18 protein-coding genes and 1 pseudogene are annotated in these 18,837 nt (G+C 57.0%); 12 read left to right on the top strand and 7 right to left on the bottom strand.

Annotated features, from left to right (window positions below; all coding sequences use genetic code 11):
- On the bottom strand, positions 1 to 283 hold a 283-nt coding region (locus tag IGS16_RS16300; RefSeq protein WP_297087193.1), incomplete at its 3' end, for a hypothetical protein.
- Between the two features lie 517 nt (positions 284 to 800).
- Between IGS16_RS16300 and IGS16_RS16295 the strand changes: the two genes are divergently transcribed.
- Positions 801 to 926 (top strand): hypothetical protein, encoded by a 126-nt coding sequence (locus IGS16_RS16295; protein ID WP_297087191.1) that lies wholly within the window; start codon positions 801 to 803, stop codon positions 924 to 926.
- A 227-nt stretch (positions 927 to 1,153) separates the two neighbouring features.
- Here IGS16_RS16295 and IGS16_RS16290 read toward each other — a convergent pair whose 3' ends face one another.
- Entirely contained in the window at positions 1,154 to 2,251 is a 1,098-nt protein-coding gene (locus tag IGS16_RS16290) for an ArsA family ATPase (protein ID WP_297087188.1), read from the bottom strand.
- Positions 2,252 to 2,259: 8 nt separating this feature from the next.
- Positions 2,260 to 2,454 carry a DUF2862 domain-containing protein gene (locus IGS16_RS16285; protein ID WP_172354379.1) on the bottom strand — a complete coding sequence of 65 codons (195 nt, stop codon included), beginning with the start codon at positions 2,452 to 2,454 and terminating at the stop codon, positions 2,260 to 2,262.
- 191 nt (positions 2,455 to 2,645) lie between these two features.
- Here IGS16_RS16285 and hisF point away from each other — a divergent pair, with 191 nt between their 5' ends.
- Together hisF and IGS16_RS22385 are read left to right on the top strand one after the other, a co-directional pair.
- Positions 2,646 to 3,413: an imidazole glycerol phosphate synthase subunit HisF gene (gene hisF, locus IGS16_RS16280; protein ID WP_297087186.1), complete on the top strand. Its 768-nt coding sequence runs from the start codon at positions 2,646 to 2,648 to the stop codon at positions 3,411 to 3,413.
- Between the two features lie 124 nt (positions 3,414 to 3,537).
- Positions 3,538 to 3,723, top strand: a pseudogene (locus IGS16_RS22385) (hypothetical protein); the annotation flags it as partial.
- 169 nt (positions 3,724 to 3,892) lie between these two features.
- Here the strand turns inward: IGS16_RS22385 and IGS16_RS16270 are convergent.
- The gene (locus IGS16_RS16270) at positions 3,893 to 4,270 is read right to left on the bottom strand and encodes a DUF423 domain-containing protein (protein ID WP_297087182.1); all 378 of its coding nucleotides are present in this window, start codon (positions 4,268 to 4,270) and stop codon (positions 3,893 to 3,895) included.
- A gap of 138 nt (positions 4,271 to 4,408) precedes the next feature.
- Here IGS16_RS16270 and cysS point away from each other — a divergent pair, with 138 nt between their 5' ends.
- Both cysS and IGS16_RS16260 read left to right on the top strand, forming a co-directional pair.
- Entirely contained in the window at positions 4,409 to 5,881 is a 1,473-nt protein-coding gene (gene cysS / locus IGS16_RS16265; RefSeq protein WP_297087180.1) for a cysteine--tRNA ligase, read from the top strand.
- A gap of 174 nt (positions 5,882 to 6,055) precedes the next feature.
- Positions 6,056 to 6,343, top strand: a complete 288-nt coding sequence (locus tag IGS16_RS16260; protein ID WP_297087178.1) for an MSMEG_0570 family nitrogen starvation response protein — start codon at positions 6,056 to 6,058, stop codon at positions 6,341 to 6,343.
- Positions 6,344 to 6,389: 46 nt separating this feature from the next.
- Here the strand turns inward: IGS16_RS16260 and IGS16_RS16255 are convergent, their stop codons facing one another.
- A complete protein-coding gene (locus tag IGS16_RS16255; RefSeq protein ID WP_297087176.1) occupies positions 6,390 to 7,070 on the bottom strand; it encodes a response regulator transcription factor in 681 nt (226 codons plus the stop codon).
- A 20-nt stretch (positions 7,071 to 7,090) separates the two neighbouring features.
- Complete coding sequence (locus tag IGS16_RS16250; RefSeq protein WP_297087174.1) at positions 7,091 to 8,185, bottom strand: HAMP domain-containing sensor histidine kinase; 1,095 nt, start codon at positions 8,183 to 8,185, stop codon at positions 7,091 to 7,093.
- Between the two features lie 226 nt (positions 8,186 to 8,411).
- On the opposite strand from IGS16_RS16250, the gene kdpA reads away from it, so the two are divergent.
- The 5 genes from kdpA (at position 8,412) to IGS16_RS16225 (ending at position 14,300) form a co-directional block, all read left to right on the top strand.
- Entirely contained in the window at positions 8,412 to 10,097 is a 1,686-nt protein-coding gene (gene kdpA / locus IGS16_RS16245; protein ID WP_297087172.1) for a potassium-transporting ATPase subunit KdpA, read from the top strand.
- A 30-nt stretch (positions 10,098 to 10,127) separates the two neighbouring features.
- Positions 10,128 to 12,197, top strand: coding sequence for a potassium-transporting ATPase subunit KdpB (gene kdpB / locus IGS16_RS16240; protein ID WP_297087170.1), 2,070 nt, complete (start codon positions 10,128 to 10,130; stop codon positions 12,195 to 12,197).
- A 61-nt stretch (positions 12,198 to 12,258) separates the two neighbouring features.
- Complete coding sequence (kdpF, locus tag IGS16_RS16235) at positions 12,259 to 12,450, top strand: K(+)-transporting ATPase subunit F (RefSeq protein WP_297087168.1); 192 nt, start codon at positions 12,259 to 12,261, stop codon at positions 12,448 to 12,450.
- Between the two features lie 101 nt (positions 12,451 to 12,551).
- Positions 12,552 to 13,145, top strand: coding sequence for a K(+)-transporting ATPase subunit C (gene kdpC, locus IGS16_RS16230; protein ID WP_297087166.1), 594 nt, complete (start codon positions 12,552 to 12,554; stop codon positions 13,143 to 13,145).
- A gap of 21 nt (positions 13,146 to 13,166) precedes the next feature.
- Complete coding sequence (locus IGS16_RS16225; RefSeq protein WP_297087164.1) at positions 13,167 to 14,300, top strand: universal stress protein; 1,134 nt, start codon at positions 13,167 to 13,169, stop codon at positions 14,298 to 14,300.
- A gap of 54 nt (positions 14,301 to 14,354) precedes the next feature.
- On the opposite strand, the gene uvrA is transcribed toward IGS16_RS16225, so the two are convergent.
- Positions 14,355 to 17,453 (bottom strand): excinuclease ABC subunit UvrA, encoded by a 3,099-nt coding sequence (gene uvrA, locus IGS16_RS16220; RefSeq protein WP_297087162.1) that lies wholly within the window; start codon positions 17,451 to 17,453, stop codon positions 14,355 to 14,357.
- Between the two features lie 116 nt (positions 17,454 to 17,569).
- On the opposite strand from uvrA, the gene IGS16_RS16215 reads away from it, so the two are divergent.
- A complete protein-coding gene (locus tag IGS16_RS16215) occupies positions 17,570 to 17,695 on the top strand; it encodes a hypothetical protein (protein WP_297087160.1) in 126 nt (41 codons plus the stop codon).
- 103 nt (positions 17,696 to 17,798) lie between these two features.
- Positions 17,799 to 18,527 (top strand): PHP domain-containing protein, encoded by a 729-nt coding sequence (locus IGS16_RS16210; RefSeq protein ID WP_297087158.1) that lies wholly within the window; start codon positions 17,799 to 17,801, stop codon positions 18,525 to 18,527.
- Positions 18,528 to 18,837 lie beyond the last annotated feature (310 nt).

Here is an 18,837-nt window from a genome sequence, read left to right as displayed (position 1 = left end):
GGTTGCTCCGGACTTCACGGTGTAGGCAGCGCAGCACTTCGCCGGGTTGCTCGGCGTTGAGGACGATGCCGTTGGGCGGGAATTCCAGGGCGCGAGTCCACTCGAAGCGTTCGGCATAGCGGAGCAGGTGCAGCCGGTCGATCGCCAGTTGCGCGTCTTCGGGCAGGCCGATGATGTAGTGGCGCAGGCGGCGACGGTGGGGCAGTTCGCAGGTGAGCGGCGGCAGCGAAAACTGGGTCGCCTCCGAGCGTGGGGACGACCAGGTGTATTGAATTGTTAGCATTTGGGGTTTCCTCCTGGAAACGAGTGGGGTAGGAAACCCCGAAATGTTGGCCGCCCCCGGAGGTGAAGCGCTGGGACAGGGCGGCCTACAATGGACGCAGCCCTGAGACAGCCTCGGACTGTCGAGGGGTCAGGCGTTGGTAGGTGTTGGCTGCACCTGCCAATGCCGTGGATGACTAAACGACCAAAATTTCGGGGGAAAGGTAAGCCGCGCTGACTTGGGGTCATTCACAGCTTGATGGACGATTGTACTGGATGCGATCGCCCTCGTCAATTGCTCTGCGCTAGGAGTCATGCCCCTCAGCGATATTTGCAGTAGCGGCGGCCATCGGAGCTTGCTACAGCATTTTTGAAGCTAGTGAGGCACACGGATGGTCAATAAGCCCTTGCCTCGTGAGGGCAGCGTGTGCCTCACCCCGCAAGAAAATGCTGTATCATCGAGCCGGATTGCATTTTCCAGAGCCGATTTTTTCGGGGCCATCTCATGGTGATTTCAACATTGCGAACGGCAACCCCAGATGCAAGGCGAAGCACGGCCGGGGGCGATCGCCCAAATGCTGATTAGCAACAACGTTCACTTTGAAAACAACTGCGCCATTTTGAGCATCAATGGCTACCCCAGCCGATTTTTGATACCGTCATGAAAATACTGTGGCGCAATCCAGACTTTACGGTGTTTGCCTTCCAGGATTGTTAATCCGCGTTCTAAACCGCAGCATCGCCAAAGGGCAGCTTGTGGAGGCAGAAGGAAGTACTGACCTGGTATTCGTCAGCAGTGATTACGACTCCTCGTTCTACGCAGCCGAAAGTTTCGGTTGATCAACCCAACCATCCAGAAAACGACTCAGAGCGCAGCACTTTAGAGCCAACCCTAAAACGAAATAATCAGGAAGCTGTCCTGAAACTTAGCGCCCGTGACCTGGCGGCCGCTGAGTTCGGGCGGCAAGGAAATGTTGCGGCGCTGGTCGCCTGCTTCGACGGTGACTTCGGGGCCAGACTGGATGAGTTTGACCTGGGTTTTGTCGAAACCGGGCAGAAAGAGGGCGACTTTGCGCTCGGCAATATTCACGGCGATCGCCCTTGGTGCCTGGGCTGCCTGGGTAAAGTCGGGCAGGGCTTCGATCAGCGGCTGCCAGTCTTGACCGGGATAGTTGGGCAGGGCGGTGATAGAGAGCGGCGCAAACTCTGGGGCGATCGCACTTCCGTCAGACGACTGGTTGAGAATTACGCCGCCCACGGTCAGCCCGACCTGCTGGGCGCTGCCCCAGAGATATTTGGCAGTGGCGATCGCCGCCGCGTCCTGCGTTGTCACCAGATAGGCGGCGACGCGGCTGGGATCGTTGACCGCCGCTTTGCCCTGCTCCATCAGGTTGCTGCTCTGCTGCATGGCGGGCTGGTCAAACACATCGCCCGACCAGTTCACATTTAGCACCGCAGCGGCGACGGGCTGCACAAAGGGCGACACCGCTTTCCACAGGTCAGACTCTGCCACCACCTTGCGGAAACGGCGGAAATACCAGGTGGCGATTTCCGGCATTCCCAGCATTCGCAGCGTGGACAGATCCCCCGCGCCATCGTAAACAATCACGTCATACTTGCCGCTGCCGTCAAATTCGCGCAGGGCATTCAGCGCCAGCGCCCCGTCCATGCCCGGCAGGATACCCAACTCCTGTCCGTAGACCGCTTTCAGAATCGGCGTGCGGAGATACTGTGCTTCCTGACGCTTGAGTTCTTCCCAACTGGCCTCCATCAGCGCCGTAGATTGCAGGTGGACAGCGCTCAGGTTCGCGCCAATCTCTTGCGGGGTTGCGCCAACGGACGCGCCCAACAGCAGACCAAAGGCGGGGCCGGGGTCTTGTCCCACCAGCAGCGTCCGCTTGCCTTGCAACGCAAATTGCTTTGCAGCGGCGATCGCCACGGTCGTCCGTCCGGTTCCGCCTTTGCCCAAAAACGTCAGGATGAAACTCATGCGTCTCCCTAAGAAACGACCTCTAGCTCGTCTTCAAAAAACCAGGTAGAAAACTTGTCGTCAAACTGAACAACGACCCCGACGCCGCTGCCATCCGTCATCTTGAAATCTTGAACCTCGCCCACTTGCCCCAGGTGCTTCACAACGGCTTGACCCGTGCGATCGCGCAACCGACGAACCCGAACCTTTTGACCAATTTGCATCTCGACACTCAACGATCGGCAAACAATTAGCCAGTGTATCAGTCTATTGCGCTGTATTGCGCCCCATTTAAGCGATATTGTGGTGACTTGGTGGCGCTTTTTCTCAGGCCAGCGTAGGGCTGAAGTCTGGGCAGAGAAATTTCGTTGAATGTTTGCTGAATTTTCGTTGAATCTTCTATTGGGCGATCGCAATGCTGGCAAAACGAATCTTGCCCTGTCTGGATGTGAAGGCGGGGCGCGTGGTGAAAGGCGTGAACTTTGTCAACCTGCGGGATGCGGGCGACCCCGTGGAACTGGCGCAGGTTTATAACGACGCGGGGGCGGATGAGCTGGTGTTTTTGGACATTACCGCCACCCACGAAGACCGCAACATTATTTACGACGTGGTGTATCGCACGGCGGAGCAGGTGTTTATTCCGCTGACGGTGGGTGGCGGCATTAGCTCCCTAGACACCATCAAGCAACTGTTGCGGGCGGGGGCCGATAAGGTGAGCATCAATTCCTCAGCCGTGCGCGACCCAGAGTTTATCAACCGGGCGAGCGATCGCTTTGGCAATCAGTGCATCGTCGTCGCCATCGACGCACGGCGGCGGGCTGACCCCGAAAATCCGGGCTGGGATGTATACGTGCGCGGCGGGCGAGAGAACACCGGCCTAGATGCGCTGAGCTGGGCCCAGGAGGTGGAGCAGCGCGGCGCGGGGGAACTGCTGGTGACCAGCATGGACGCAGACGGCACGCAGGCGGGCTATGACTTGGAACTGACGCGGGCGATCGCCGAACAGGTGCAGATTCCAGTCATTGCCTCCGGCGGCGCGGGCACCTGCGCCCACATTCACGAAGCGCTGACCGAGGGCAGGGCCGAAGCAGCGCTGCTGGCTTCGCTGCTGCACTATGGCCAGCTCACCGTCGCAGAGATCAAGCAGTATTTGCGGGAGAACCAGGTGACCGTCAGGGAGTAATCGAATCGGCGCGTTCTGTACAATTCGATACCAATCATTCCAAATCTCTAGATTGCCTTTAGAGACACTTTTCTGAGGAACTGTTACAATGTGAAATATTACAAAACGTTACATTCATATAAGAATGATCTTTATCCTGTTCATCGTCGTAGCGCTGGTGGCATGGGCACTGCACCTCATGCAGGAAGCGCTTGACCGTAAAGAGTTTTCGCTGATGCTGGCGGGCTTTTTGGTGTCGATGGCAGCAGCGGCGCTGGTCGCGGTGTATTTTCTGGTGGGCCACTTCGTGGGCTACATGGATCAAATGTCGCAGCGGGCCGAGTTGACGGAACAGTATTACGAAACGGCAGAGTTTGTGTTTCCTAGCGAGCTAATCGTAGAGGAACCCATCCTGAATTATGCTGGCATGACAGATGCAGCCCGACGCTTCGAGGGCGCGATTTCTGTGATTCACCCATAGGGCGCGTTCTGATTGGACGCTATTTGAGATTGAAGGCGGCGATCGCCAAGCAGCCCCAGCCCACCATCAGCGCAGTGCCGCCAATTGGCGCAACGGCTCCCAGCACTTTCACACCGCTGAGGCTGAGGGCATAGAGGCTACCAGAAAAGATCACCGTCCCTGCAACAAACGCCCAGCCTGAGGCAGTGAGCCAGCCCTGACCGGACTCGGCCCGCAGCAGCAAAAAGCCGACGAGCAGCAGCGCCAGCGCGTGATACATCTGATAGCGCGTTCCCGTTTCAAAAATTTCCAACATGCGATCGCTCAGCTTGGGTCGCAGCGCGTGGGAACCGAAGGCCCCAGCGGCGACGGACAGCCCACCGAGAACGGAGGCGATCGCCAGAAAGATTTGGCTCATTGACATGGGCTAAAACACTTGGCTAGAAACCTAATTGCATACTCTATTGCACCGTAGCAGGTTCTCAGCGTTTGGCTCAAGCACAGCTCTATCTGCAATACAATTTGATGGTTGAGATGTCCTGCGATCAAGCCTTCCATGCCTCTCCGTTTGTATAACACCCTGACGCGACGTGTCGAACCGTTCGAGCCGCTGGAACCCGGCGTGGTTAAGATGTATGCCTGCGGCGTAACGGTGTATGACTATTCGCATGTGGGCCATGCGCGGAACTATATCGCCTGGGACACGCTGCGGCGCTATCTGCTATGGCGCGGCTATGCGGTGAAATATGTGCAAAATTTCACCGACATTGATGACAAGATTATCCGGCGATCGCACCAGGAAAACGTCCCCTGGACCGTCATCACCGAAACCTATATCCAGGCATACCTGGACGACATGGATCGGCTGAATATTCGCCGCGCCGACGTATATCCCAAGGCCACCGAAGTTGTGCCGCAGATTGTCGAGTTCATCCAGTCGCTAATCGATCGCGGCTATGCCTACGAATCCGGCGGCGACGTATACTACGCTGTCGAAAAATTTCCCAGCTACGGCAAACTGTCGGGGCGCAAGCTAGACCAGATGGAAGCCGGGGCCAGCGGCCGAGTGGATGAGGAAGCAGCGAAAAAGCACCATCCCCTAGATTTTGCCCTGTGGAAGGCGGCAAAGCCCGGTGAGCCGGAGTGGGACTCGCCCTGGGGCAAGGGACGACCCGGCTGGCATATCGAATGCTCGGTGATGGTGCGCGAGGAATTGGGCGACAGCATCGACATCCACACGGGCGGGCAAGACCTAATCTTTCCGCACCATGAAAACGAGATCGCCCAGTCGGAGGCGGCGCTGTCCAAACCCCTGTCGCGCTTCTGGCTGCACAACGGCTTTGTGAATATCAGCGGCGAAAAAATGTCCAAATCGCTGGGCAATTTCACCACGATTCGCCAGATGTTGGAAAGCGGCTTTGACCCAATGGTGCTGCGGCTGTTTGTGCTGCAAGCGCAGTATCGCAAGCCGATTGACTTTACCGAAGAGGCGATCGCCTCTGCTCAAAATGCCTGGGACACGCTGACGGAGGGGCTGCGGTTTGGCTATAAGTACGGTGCAGCGCTGGGCTTTGCGGCTGAGAATGGTGCAGCGCTTGACGATCCAGCGACGCTCAACATTTCTGCTGAAAGTGACGCAGTGCAACGCTTTCAGGCGGCGATGGACGACGACCTGAATACGCCTGTGGCGCTGTCGGTGTTGTTTGAACTGGCCAAAGAGTTGCAGAAAGAGGGCAACCGCCTGACCCACGACGGCAAAACCCTGGCAGAACCCGCCGCACTGCAAGCCCAGTGGCAAACGCTGGTGGCGCTGGCAGAGGTGCTGGGGCTGACGGTTTCGCCAGACGCAGCACCAGCACCCGATGGACTCAGTGATGCAGAAATCGAAGCGCTGGTGCAGCAGCGGGCCGAGGCGAAACGAGCGAAAAACTGGGCCGAGGGCGATCGCATTCGAGACGAGCTAAAAGCCCAGGGCATCACGCTCATCGACAAACCTGGTGGCGTAACGGAGTGGATTCGGGGAAGCTGAAGTGTGTCGAGTCGGGTGGCTCAGTCTGTGCCCTGAACTCCGCGATACAGATAGAAGCAGATGAATGCGGTACGAGTACGATAGGAGAGACGCTGAATGCCTAGCGCGATCGCTCGACTGTCCGCTTCAGCCCAGCCCCTAAATTTCCCACTTCTCACCCCTGAGCCTTTGCCAATGCCAGAGCTTCGCTTTCAGATTGAGTGGCCAGACGGCTCCCAGGAGCTTTGCTATTCGCCATCCCTGGTCATTAAGGACTACTTTGTACCCGATCAGGTTTATCCTTTGGCAGACTTTTTGGAGCGATCGCGCACGGCGTTGCACATTGCCAGCGATCGCGTCCAGGCCAAATATGGAATGCCCTGTAGCCTTGCCCTGGGGCAGCTTTCCAAAATTGAGCAAAAGGCGACGCAGTATGCCGAACTTCCAGAACCTCAGGTTAAGGTGCTGAGGTTTGTAGAGTAACGGAACCAAAGAGTAACGGAACCCAACTTGTACCCGCGACTTTGCCTCAGACCAGGTGTTGTTGAATCGCGGCTAATACGGCTTGAGTGCGATCGCGCACTTCTAGCTTTTGCAGGATGGAATGAACATGCACGCGCACGGTTCCAGGTGTGATATGAAGCGCAGCGGCGATTTCCTGGTTATTTTTGCCGCTAGACATAAGCGTGAGAATCTCTAATTCGCGCTGAGTCAACGCAGCCGCCAATAGCTGAGTTGGATTGGAAGCGGGCACAGACGGCACAGCAGCAGGAGGCGCGGCGCGGTGATCGAGGGCAGTGCGAATTTCCTCTGTCGCAGCGGCATCCCACCAGGATGCACCCGCCGCCACCGAACGCAGAGCCAGCACCAGCGTTTCGGCTCCAATGCCTTTGAGACAATAGCCCTGTGCGCCCGCTTCGATGATTTGCGGAATCAGAGTTTTTTGAGATTGGGAAGTCAGCACCAGGATGGGCAGGGTTGGGGCAACTTGCTTGAGCTGGCGACAGGTTTCCAGGCCGCCGATGCCGGGTAGTCCGATATCCAGCAGCACCACATCGGGCAACTGGCGCGAGACTAGGGCGATCGCCGTTTCGCCATCCTCTGCCTCTGCCACGATTTCGATGCCCGCCTCTTGCTGCATCCGAACCTGCAACCCTAAGCGGAACAGCTCATCGTCTTCCACGAGCAAGAGACGTAGCGGCTTGGTCATACTCGGTTATTTATACTCGGTTATGATATTGCAGCAGGCATTGGGTAGGCGGGCAGCCGAAAGGCAAACAGAGCGCCTGTAGGGTTAAGGTTCTCTGCCCAAATTGTACCGCCGTGCGCGGTGATGATCTGGCGAGAGAGGTAAAGTCCCAGCCCAGCACCCTTAGATTGGCGATCGCTCTGTCCCTGAAAGAACCGCTCAAACAAATGGGGCAACTCCTCCAAGCGCAGCCCTGCGCCACTGTCCAGGACTTTTACTACATGAGAGTCGGACTGAGATTCCAGCAAGATTTCCACGCGATCGCCCCGGCGAGAATGGTTCACCGCATTGCTCAGCAGGTTTGTCAGCACACGCTGTAGCTGAAAGGCATCGCCATTTACCCAGAGCGATCGCCGAAAATCGGACTCGCTGTGGCGAATCGCCAGATAGACCTGGCGACTGGCGGCCAGTCCGCTGAGTTCGCCTGCCACCATTTCGGTCAGTGCGGTCAGGTCTACCGGAGCCAGTTGCAGCGACAAGCCTTCTGCATCGTTGCGATAGATATCCAGCAGCGTTTCCACCAGTCTAAGGCTGGTTTGGTGGCTCCGCTTCATCGTAGATAAAATCTTTTGCTGTGCGGGCGACACCGGGCCGAAATATTCTTGCTCCAGCCCGCTGAGGGTTTCGATCGCCCCTAGCAGCGGCGTTCTCAGGTCGTGCGTCAGCGTGGCGGCCAGGTCTTCTCGCAGTTTCGCAAGCTGCGCCTGCGCCTGAAGCTGGGCCTGCTGTCGGGCGATCGCCTCTTCACTCCGCCGAATGCGATCACTCAGCCAGCCCGTAATTCCCAGCGCCAGCGTTGCAATCATACGATTCAGAAAAATCGTGAGCGACCAGGGCTGTTCATGGGGAATCCACACGTTTGAGAGGGTTAGCGCGATCGCCGTAGCCGTCACCCAGCCCAGTTCTCGACGGCTGAGGCGGGCGCTGGCCAGCAAAATCCCGCCGATGTAGAAATAGCCAAAGACAAACTCTGGCGGCGTAATGTATTCCAGAAAGAGGGCGATCGCAAATAGCCCAATGATTAAGCCCCGAATCGACAAATCCCGGTCACGCTGTGCGATATCTGACTTTGGCATTCACCACAATCTCATTCTGAATCTTTCCTATTTTGCCTTGCCTGTTCCAAAGCACGCAGGCGTTCTCTATCTCGGCTATATCATGAGGTATAGATCCGTCTAAACAGTTTGTAACTCTGCTGCAACTTCTAAACAGAAACTTATACCGCCTGTGGAATGGTTTGAGACCAGGTTTCGTCACACACTAAGATAAGCCGAAGTCACGCTTCAAGGAATAGGCGAGTTCATGTCACAAGGTTTTTTTCAAATCGCGCTAACCCTCGCCCTGATGGTGGCGATCGCCCCTTTCTTTGGGGCGTATATGGCGCGGGTGTATACGTATCATCCGTCACGGCTCGACCCGGTAATGCATCCTGTTGAGAACCTCGTTTATCGGCTCAGCGGCCTCCGCAAGCGAGCAGACATGACGGGCTGGCAATATGCCCGCGCAGTGCTGTGGAGCAATCTGGCAATGGGCATCTGGGTGTTTTTGATTTTCATGCTGCAAGGGGCACTGCCGCTTAATCCAACAGGACTAGGCGCACCCCCCTGGGATCTAGCGCTGCACACGGCGATTTCCTTCGTCACCAACACCAACCAGCAGCATTACTCTGGTGAAACCACCTTCAGCTACGCCAGCCAGGTTTGGGCGCTGGGATTTCTCATGTTTACCTCGGCGGCGACGGGGCTGGCGGTGGCGATCGCCTTCATTCGCGGGCTGACTGGGCGGCCCCTGGGCAATTTCTATGCAGACTTGATCCGGTCGATTACTCGCATCTTGTTACCCATTTCTGTGGTCGGCGGGCTGCTGCTCTTGCTGGCTGGGGTTCCAGAAACGCTGGCAGGCCCGGCAGTGGTTACAACGCTGGACGGGGCGCAGCAGGCGATCGCCCGCGGCCCCGTCGCCCACTTTGAAGCCATCAAAGAGCTAGGCGAAAATGGCGGCGGCTTCTTTGGCATCAACTCTGCCCATCCGTTTGAAAACCCAAGCGGGTTTACGAACTTGCTAGAAATGCTCTTGATGATGAGCATTCCCACTGCTCTTATCTTCACTTATGGAGCCTTTGCCCACAACCTCAAACAGGCATGGCTCATTTTCTGGATGGTGTTTGCCATTTTCGTCGGGTTAATTATCCTGACTGCGGTCGGCGAATATCAGGGCAATCCAGCCGTCAATGGGATACTTGGCAGCGCCGCCCCAAATCTGGAAGGTAAGGAAGTGCGCTTTGGCTGGGCACAAACCGCGCTCTGGGCGGTCATGACCACAGGCACCATGTGCGGTGCAGTGAACGGAATGCACGATTCGCTAATGCCCACAGGTGGCTTTTCTACATTGTTCAACATGTTCCTGCAAATTGTCTGGGGCGGACAGGGAACAGGAACCGCGTACCTGTTTGTTTACCTGATCCTGGCTGTGTTCCTCACCGGGTTAATGGTGGGACGCACACCAGAATTTCTGGGACGCAAAATCGAGAAGCAAGAGATTGTGCTTGCCAGCGTCATCTTACTGGTTCATCCCTTTGCCATTTTGCTTCCCGCAGCCATCACGCTAGCGTTCCCAGACACGCTCTCTGGCATTAGCAATCCTGGGTTTCATGGTGTGTCTCAGGTGATCTATGAGTATGCCTCGGCGGCTGCAAATAATGGGTCTGGCTTTGAGGGACTGGGCGACAACACATTGTGGTGGAACCTGAGCGCCAGCGTCAGTTTGCTGCTGGGTCGCTACGTGCCGATCGTGTCACTGTTGCTGCTGGCAGATGGGCTTTCTCGCAAACAAACCGTTCCCGAAACCGCAGGCACGCTGCGAACTGATACCGTTCTGTTTACTAGCGTCACTGCGGGCGTGATCCTGATTCTTGGCGCACTGACTTTCTTTCCTGTCTTAGCGCTGGGGCCAGTCGCAGAAGCTTTTCAGATTGCATCAGGCGCATAGTAATTCAACCTAACCCCTAACCCCTACTACATGGCATTCTCTACAAAGCTTCGAGAACAGCGGAAGCACACGCCCAAAGCTGAAATGAGCGGACTCTATTCGCGGGCGATTCAGCAGGCGTTTGTGAAGCTCGATCCACGCATCATGATCCGCAATCCGGTGATGTTTGTAGTGTGGATCGGCACGATTATCACGGCGCTGCTCACCCTCAACCCTGGTCTATTTGGCACTGTGCCGGGCGAAAATCAGCGATTCTTTAACGGGCTGATCACGCTAATTTTGTTTTTCACAGTCTGGTTTGCCAACTTTGCCGAAGCAGTGGCCGAGGGACGCGGCAAGGCGCAGGCAGATGCGCTGCGGGCAACTAAAACTGATGCGATCGCCCATCGTATCTTAGCTGATGGTTCTGTCGAAGAAGTAAGCTCCACTCGGCTCCAGCGGGGCGACCAGATTCGCGTGGTGGCGGGCGACGTAATTCCGGCGGATGGCGAGGTGATTGGCGGCATCGCGTCGGTGGATGAGTCGGCCATCACGGGCGAATCGGCTCCCGTGCTAAAGCAACCAGGGACGGACATCGCCAGTTCCGTTACGGGTGGCACGCGGATTATTTCCGACGAGCTGCTGATTCGCGTCACGGCCGATCCGGGTAAAGGCTTTATTGACCGGATGATTGCGCTGGTGGAAGGGGCAGAACGCAGCAAAACCCCCAACGAAATTGCGCTGACGGTGCTGCTGGCCGTGTTAACTCAGGTGTTTTTGGTGGCGATCGCCACGCTTCCCCCGATCGCCCGATACGTGCAGGCTCCGGTCAGCATTGCCATGCTGATTGCGCTGCTGGTGGCACTGATTCCTACGACCATCGGCGGGCTGCTCAGCGCCATCGGCATCGCTGGGATGGATCGGGTGGCACAGTTCAACGTGATTGCCACTTCTGGACGCGCCGTAGAAGCCTGCGGCGACGTGAACACGCTGGTGCTGGACAAGACCGGTACAATCACGCTGGGAAACCGTCTAGCTGAGGAATTCATCCCGGTGAATGGCCACACGCTATCGGAGGTTGCCGAAGTGGCGCTGGCGGCCAGCGTGTTTGACGAAACGCCGGAGGGCAAGTCAATTGTGCGGTTGGCAGAAGATCTGGGCGCACGGGTCAATTTCCAGCGCGATCGCGCTGAAGGGATTGAGTTCTCTGCTCGCACCCGCATGAGTGGCACCAACTTGCCCGATGGCACCGAGATCCGCAAAGGCGCAGTCGAGGCGATCAAAGGATTCGTGCGATCGCGCGGTGGACAAACTCAAGCCGATCTAGATGCTGCCTATGAACGAGTCTCGCGGCTAGGCGGAACGCCGCTGGCCGTCTGTCAGGATAGCAACGTGATGGGCGTAATCTATCTCAAAGACATTATTAAAACCGGGATTCGAGAACGCTTTGATCAACTGCGGCGGATGGGAATTCGCACGATCATGCTCACAGGTGATAACCGGATTACGGCATCGGTGATTGCGGCTGAGGCAGGCGTGGATGACTTCATCGCCGAAGCCACACCCGAAGACAAAATCGACGTGATTCGTGCCGAGCAAGCCCAAGGAAAACTGGTAGCAATGACGGGAGACGGAACCAACGACGCACCGGCTTTGGCCCAGGCAAACGTCGGCGTGGCGATGAACTCTGGCACGCAAGCCGCTAAGGAAGCCGCCAACATGGTAGACCTGGATTCTGACCCCACCAAGCTGATCGACATTGTAACGATTGGCAAGCAGTTGCTTATTACCCGTGGCGCACTCACCACCTTTTCGATTGCAAACGATGTGGCCAAGTATTTTGCAATCATTCCCGCCCTCTTTGCTGCCATCGGCATCGGCAGGCTCAACGTTATGGGGCTTTCCAGCCCGCAGTCGGCTGTGCTGTCTGCCTTGATTTACAACGCGCTGATCATCCCGGCGCTGATTCCTCTGGCGCTAAAAGGTGTCCAGTTTCGCCCCCTCACGGCAGATCAACTGCTGCGTCGCAATATCCTGATCTACGGATTGGGCGGTGTGGTGGCTCCGTTTGCTGCAATCAAGGTAATCGATCTGCTCCTCTCTGCTACGGGTCTGGCGTAGGGGCTGTTTCGTTTTCGGTCAATTGATCGGTTTGTTTTTGCCCACTTATGACGCTGAAACCATGCTTCGTCGCACTCCAACATCTCTATTTTTGCTGTTAACCGCTGGTCTGTTGCTTGCACCTGCCGTTATGGCAGCTACGGGCGATACGCTGACGCGGGGACAATCTTATGCGATCGCCCTGCTGGGTCTAGTGATTGCCGCACTGTCGATTTATCTGTTCGCCGTGATGTTCCAGCCTGAGAAGTTTTGATGGAAACCAGAACACCATAAGCTATCTTCCAACTGATTTCCGAGACTGCGCTGTAAGGCTCTCAAACGTATCAAGCAAACGTTCCTTATTTATTCCAAAAAATGACTCGTGAATTTCTTCGCGCTGTTCGCACAACCCTGACACTTTGGCTCCTCACCGCCATCCTTTATCCGTTCGCAATGATTGCTGTCGGGCAAGTCGTATTTCCGTTCCAGGCAAACGGCAGCCTGCTTACCAATGCTCAGGGCACACCCGTCGGCTCTGCACTCATCGGGCAACCGTTTGAGGGCGATCGCTACTTTTGGAGCCGCCCCAGCACGACCACTTACAGCACAGGCAATCCCAACGATGAGGCCACGGCTGCGGTCTTGCAAACGGGCGTTTCTGGAGCCAGCAACCTTGCCCCCAGCAATCCCGCGTTGCTAGAGCGCATCCAGGGCGACGTGGATCGGCTCAGACGGTCAGGGATTCCCCCAACAGCCGATCTGGTCTACACCTCTGGCTCCAGCCTTGACCCGCACATTAGTCTAGAATCGGCCCAGGCTCAGATTCAACGGGTCGCCGCCGCTCGCAACGTGGACGCAAGCCAGCTAGAACCCCTCATCGCGCAGCACACAGACGGTCGATTTCTGGGCATTTTTGGCGAACCGGGTGTAAACGTCCTGAAGCTGAATCTGGCGCTGGATGCGCTGTAGACCTGACCTCCAAACCCCATCATGCATAACCCAAAGAGCGACTCTTCTTTGCCGTCGGACGGGCTATATGGCAATCCTGGCGGCAAGCGGGGGAAGCATAAAATTTTCATCGGCATGGCTCCCGGTGTCGGCAAAACCTACAAGATGCTGGAGGAAGCGCATCAGCTCAAGGCTGAGGGCGTAGATGTGGTGATTGGCATCCTGGAAACCCACGGACGACGAGATACCGCAGAACGCGCGAAAGGATTAGAGATTATTCCTCGGCTGCGCGTGTCCCATGAGGGCACTGTTCTGGAGGAAATGGACACAGACGGGATTTTAGGGCGATCGCCCCAACTCGTCCTGATTGATGAACTGGCGCATACCAATGTTCCTGGCTTGCCCCACGAAAAGCGCTACCAGGATGTCGAACAGGTTCTAGACAGCGGAATTGATGTCTATTCCACTGTCAATATTCAGCATCTCGAAAGCCTAAACGACCTGATTGCTCGAATCACCGGAGTCATTGTGCGGGAGCGCATTCCCGATCGCCTGCTGGATGAAGCGGATGCCGTTGTGCTGATCGATGTTACGCCAGAAACTTTGGAAGCCCGGCTGCGTGACGGCAAGATTTACGAGCAGGAAAAGATTCAGCAATCGCTGGCAAATTTCTTTCAGCGGCGCAACCTAATCGCGCTGCGAGAACTGGCGCTGCGAGAAGTGGCCGACACCGTAGAGGAAGAAGCCAACAATGGCGAGTTAAACGGCCAGTCCTGCAATATCCACGAGCGAGTTCTGGTTTGTGTTTCAACCTATCCAAACTCGGTACAACTGCTGCGTCGAGGGGCAAGAATCGCAAACTATATGAATGCGCCACTTTACGTGGTTTTTGTGGCAGACCCCGATCGCTTTTTGACCCGCGAAGAGTCTCTGCATATCGAAACCTGTGAAAATTTGTGCCGCGAATTTGAAGGTACGTTTCTACGAATTGATAAACAAAACGTCCCGCAGGCGATCGCCCAGGTTGCCGCCGAATACCACATCACCCAAATCGTCATCGGCGAAAGCCAGCAGCCCGCCTGGAAACGCCTGCTCAAAGGCTCCTTTACTCAAAAGCTGATGAAGCGCATCCATCAGCAGCACATCGATCTGCACATTATTGCGACCGAAAAGTAAGAAATCTGAAAAGTAAGACACCCGGCAATTACACTACGATGCTCACCAGGGCGCTTACTTCACAGGGGGATGCTGGGCTAGCACTTTTTTCAGATATTGTCCCGTGTAGGATTCTGGGACCTCGGCAACCTGTTCCGGTGTGCCCACCGCGATAATCTGTCCGCCGCGATCGCCCCCCTCTGGGCCCAAGTCAATCACCCAGTCGCAGCAGCGGATCACGTCCAGGTTGTGTTCGATGACCAGCACTGTGTTGCCCATGTCCGTCAGGCGTTGCAGCACGTCCAATAGCTTGTGAACATCGTAGAACGACAGGCCAGTGGTCGGTTCATCGATCAGGTACAGCGTCTTGCCCGTGGCGCGGCGCGAGAGTTCCGTTGCCAGCTTCAGCCGCTGCGCCTCGCCGCCAGAGAGCGTCGGCGCAGTCTGCCCCAATCGCACATAGCCCAGCCCCACGTCCACCATCGTTTGCAGCTTCGCCGAAGCCTTGGGAATATTCTCGAAGTATTCCAGCGCTTCCTCTGCCGTCATGTTCAGCACGTCGGAAATCGACTTGCCCTTGTACTTCACTTGCAGCGTCTCGCGGTTATAGCGGGCCCCTTTGCACACCTCGCACTGCACGTACACATCCGGCAAAAAGTTCATCTCAATCACGTTCACGCCCTGCCCGCCGCAGGCCTCGCAGCGGCCGCCCTTGACGTTGAAAGAAAACTGCCCCGCCTTGTAGCCCCGCGCCTTCGCCTCAATGGTTTCGGCAAACAGATCGCGGATTACGTCAAATACGCCCGTGTAGGTGGCAGGATTCGATCGCGGCGTGCGGCCAATGGGCGACTGGTCAATGACGATTGCCTTGTCGAGGGCGGCAAGTCCCTGCATTTCCGCCATTTCCTTGGGCTGGGGAACCTTGCGCCCAAAGTGGTGTTGCAGCGCGGGATAGAGCAGTTCGTTGATCAGCGTCGATTTGCCAGAACCTGATACGCCCGTGACGCAGACAAATTTTCCAAGCGGAATATCGACATCCAGGTTTTTTAGATTATTGCGGTGGGCATTGCGGATCTTGAGGCTGCGGCTATTGCCCTTGCGACGCTCCGCAGGCGTTTGAATCACCCGCCGCCCAGACAGATACGCGCCCGTCAGCGAGTCCTCCGCCTCCAGCAAGTTTTGCAGCGAGCCTTGGGCCACGATGTTGCCGCCGTGAACGCCTGCGCCAGGGCCAATGTCCACCAGGTAATCAGCAGCGCGGATGGTGTCTTCGTCATGCTCCACCACGATCAGCGTGTTGCCCAGGTCGCGCAGGCGGGTAAGCGTGTGCAAGAGGCGATCGTTGTCGCGCTGGTGTAGCCCGATGCTGGGTTCGTCCAGCACATACAGCACGCCCGTCAGGCCAGAGCCGATCTGCGTGGCCAGACGGATGCGCTGCGCCTCGCCGCCAGAGAGAGTCATGGCCGTGCGATCGAGCGTCAGATAGTCCAGCCCCACATCCAGCAAAAATTGCAGCCGCGCCCGGATCTCCTTTAGCGCCAGGTCCCCGATTTGCGCCTGCCGGGGCGAAAGCTGCATCTGGTTCACCCGATTCAGGCATTCGCGAATCGAGACGCTGGCCAGGTCTTTCAGGCGATATTGCCCCAGCCGGACGGCCAGGGCTTCGGGCTTGAGGCGATCGCCCCCACACACTTCGCAGGGCTGGTCGATCAGGTATTGCTCCAGCTTTTGCTTGAACTGCTCCGATGTGGACTCTCGATACTGGCGATCGAGCATGGGCAGCACGCCCTCATACTTGCGGTAATAGCCCTTGGTGTCTCGATAGCGCGAGTCCGACTCGATGTAGATCTTCTCATCGCTGCCGTGCAGAATGACGTGCTGCTGGTCGGGGGTCAGCTTTTCCCACGGGGTCTGAATCTCAAAGCCAAAGGCCTGCCCGACGCTGTAGAGCAGCGAGAAGTAGTAGGTGTTGTCGCGCTCCGACCAGGGGGCGATCGCCGCATACACCGGCAGGCTTGGGTCAGGAACGACCAGTTCTGCCGAGAAAGTCCGCAGCGACCCCAGTCCGTGGCAATGGGGACAGGCTCCGTAGGGCGAGTTGAAGGAAAACAGGCGGGGCGACAGTTCCTCCATCACCGCGCCATGTTCAGGACAGGCGAAGTTTTCGGAAAACAGCAGCTCTAGCTGATTTTTGGGCGAGTCTTCTTCAGAATCGACGCCATAGCGGCCCGCAGGCTCCGCCGCCATCCCCGGCAGCACGGGCAGTTGCAGGTCAGGCTTGGTCGGAAACTGCACCACGTTATCCACTTCCGGCAGCGTCGCGTCGATGATGGCGATGCCCTCCGACCGTTTCAGGCAGGTGGAAAGCGAGTCCACCAGGCGCTCCTGGATATTGTCTTTTTTGATCAGGCGATCGACGACAATTTCGATGTTGTGGAACTGGTTTTTGTCGAGTTCGATGTTGTCGCTCAGTTCGCGCACCTCGCCATCGATGCGAACCCGCACAAAGCCCTCCGCCGCCAGCCCGGATATCAGCTTCTTGTGCGTTCCTTTTTTGCCGCGCACCACGGGCGCAAGAATCTGAAACTTGGTGCGATCGGGCAGGGTCATCACTTGATCGACCATCTGGTCAATGGTTTGCGGCGCAATCGAGCGATCGCACTGGGGGCAATGCGGCTCCCCGGCTCGACCGTAGAGCAGCCGCAGATAGTCGTAAATTTCCGTAACGGTTCCCACCGTGGAGCGCGGGTTGTGGGAGGTGGATTTTTGGTCGATGGAGATGGCGGGGCTGAGGCCCTCGATCGCGTCTACATCGGGCTTGTCTACCTGACCGAGAAACTGGCGGGCGTAGGCGCTGAGGGACTCCACATAGCGGCGCTGCCCCTCGGCAAAGATCGTGTCAAAGGCCAGCGACGACTTGCCCGACCCCGACACGCCCGTAAACACAATCAGGCGATCGCGCGGCAAATCCAGATCTACGTTCTTCAGATTATGCTGACGAGCGCCGCGAATCCGAATCGTGTTTTGGGGATTCGCTGGAGATCCGGGCTGGGCGATTTCCGTTAGCCGGGTTGTATCAGACAGGTCTTGGGAAACTGGAGCGTGCCCATTTGCAGACTCGCCCGACGAATCGACTTTTTTCCGGCGCTTGGCAGTGTCGGCACGTTGAGGCATAGGGGCTGGGGCTGGCAGGCGAGACCACTGGCGAAACCATTCTTAACATTCTACCGCTCCTGGACGGGCGCACGGCTGATTCACCGGAGCAATTCAGAGAATCTGCTGAGAACGATTTGCAACGCTTGTCCATCCTAGCGCGATCGCCCGTGTTAGTACATAAGCTCACCCACGGCAACCATCCCCAAGACATCCACTGGTTTAAGGGTCACCGTAAGATTAAACAGGCAGGGAGCAAATAGCATGATGCAAAACGGTTTGCTCCCATCCCAAGTGCTTCTTGGTTGGCAATAAGTTTCCAGAAACCCTAGAATTGCGGATGTAAAACATTATGAAGCGTAGACTATGGCGGTTAGTCTCACCCAAGGGGTGAATGCTCAGTCCCCAGGGGCACAGGATGCTACATCACTGCGGCAGGTGTTTCAAACGATTACAGCCGAAAGCTGTCCCCGGTTTTACAACTTTCACATGCACACAGTTTGCTCAGATGGCAAACTCCAGCCAGAGCAGCTTATGGAGCAGGCGATCGCCATTGGACTTTCAGGCTTGGCAATTACGGATCACCATTCCACAGGCGGCTATTTTCGGGCGCAGCAGTGGCTGAGCAATCTCCAGCCAGAGTGGGTGGACGAGGGAGAGAACCCTGCGTCTAAGCCCCCGCCCCGCTTGTGGGCGGGCATGGAGGTGACCGCGGAACTGTTGGCTGACGAGGTGCATATTCTCTGCTATGCCTTTGACCCGGCGCACCCAGACTTGCACGTTTATCAGCAGGGGCAGTCAGTCGAAGGGGAAGCGCGACAGGCCGGGCGGGTCATTGCTGCGGTTCACCGGGCAGGCGGGCTGGCGGTGCTGGCCCACCCGGCACGATATAAGCGATCGCCCCAAGAGTTGATTCCTGCCGCCGCCGACCTGGGCATTGACGGCATTGAAACCTACTACGCCTACAACAACCCGTCGCCCTGGCAACCCAGCCCTCGCCAGACCGAGGAGGTCAGACAACTGGGCGATCGCCTGGGTCTGCTGCATACCTGCGGCACCGACACCCACGGGCTAGACCTGTTGCAGCGGCTCTAGGGCGGGTTGGGCCCATTCTGTTCGAGCGGTTCGAGCGGTTCGAGAAAATGGCAAAAAAAAGACCTCTGGGCGGGGCGATCGCCATGCCTAGGAATGCATTCTCGATTTGCTCAGTACATTGCGAGTACGCACAATGCTGGTACGTAAATTGCAAGTACATTGCAAGTGCATTGCGAGTGCATTGCAAGTGCATGGCTGTACACCAATCCGCCAGAGATCCGTGAGCCTACTGCCATCCAGGAATACATCTGGAACTAGCGTTACAAGCACTAGGTTACAAATAGAAACACCCCTTCTCAGGAAACACGGG

The sequence above is a fragment of the Thermoleptolyngbya sp. C42_A2020_037 genome, from assembly GCF_015272455.1.
GTDB lineage: Bacteria > Cyanobacteriota > Cyanobacteriia > Elainellales > Elainellaceae > Thermoleptolyngbya.
Note: the sequence above shows the minus strand (reverse complement) of the source record. Positions and strands in the feature narration are given on the sequence as shown.

Coding starts and splice junctions, on each gene's coding strand:
- kdpA (WP_297087172.1), top strand. CDS start 8,412: ATGTCACAAGGTTTTTTTCAAATCGCGCTAACCCTCGCCCTGATGGTG.
- uvrA (WP_297087162.1), bottom strand. CDS start 17,453: ATGCCTCAACGTGCCGACACTGCCAAGCGCCGGAAAAAAGTCGATTCG.
- IGS16_RS16290 (WP_297087188.1), bottom strand. CDS start 2,251: ATGAGTTTCATCCTGACGTTTTTGGGCAAAGGCGGAACCGGACGGACG.
- IGS16_RS16270 (WP_297087182.1), bottom strand. CDS start 4,270: ATGAGCCAAATCTTTCTGGCGATCGCCTCCGTTCTCGGTGGGCTGTCC.
- hisF (WP_297087186.1), top strand. CDS start 2,646: ATGCTGGCAAAACGAATCTTGCCCTGTCTGGATGTGAAGGCGGGGCGC.
- kdpB (WP_297087170.1), top strand. CDS start 10,128: ATGGCATTCTCTACAAAGCTTCGAGAACAGCGGAAGCACACGCCCAAA.
- IGS16_RS16285 (WP_172354379.1), bottom strand. CDS start 2,454: ATGCAAATTGGTCAAAAGGTTCGGGTTCGTCGGTTGCGCGATCGCACG.
- IGS16_RS16250 (WP_297087174.1), bottom strand. CDS start 8,185: ATGCCAAAGTCAGATATCGCACAGCGTGACCGGGATTTGTCGATTCGG.
- kdpF (WP_297087168.1), top strand. CDS start 12,259: ATGCTTCGTCGCACTCCAACATCTCTATTTTTGCTGTTAACCGCTGGT.
- kdpC (WP_297087166.1), top strand. CDS start 12,552: ATGACTCGTGAATTTCTTCGCGCTGTTCGCACAACCCTGACACTTTGG.
- IGS16_RS16255 (WP_297087176.1), bottom strand. CDS start 7,070: ATGACCAAGCCGCTACGTCTCTTGCTCGTGGAAGACGATGAGCTGTTC.
- IGS16_RS16295 (WP_297087191.1), top strand. CDS start 801: ATGCAAGGCGAAGCACGGCCGGGGGCGATCGCCCAAATGCTGATTAGC.
- IGS16_RS16225 (WP_297087164.1), top strand. CDS start 13,167: ATGCATAACCCAAAGAGCGACTCTTCTTTGCCGTCGGACGGGCTATAT.
- cysS (WP_297087180.1), top strand. CDS start 4,409: ATGCCTCTCCGTTTGTATAACACCCTGACGCGACGTGTCGAACCGTTC.
- IGS16_RS16260 (WP_297087178.1), top strand. CDS start 6,056: ATGCCAGAGCTTCGCTTTCAGATTGAGTGGCCAGACGGCTCCCAGGAG.
- IGS16_RS16210 (WP_297087158.1), top strand. CDS start 17,799: ATGGCGGTTAGTCTCACCCAAGGGGTGAATGCTCAGTCCCCAGGGGCA.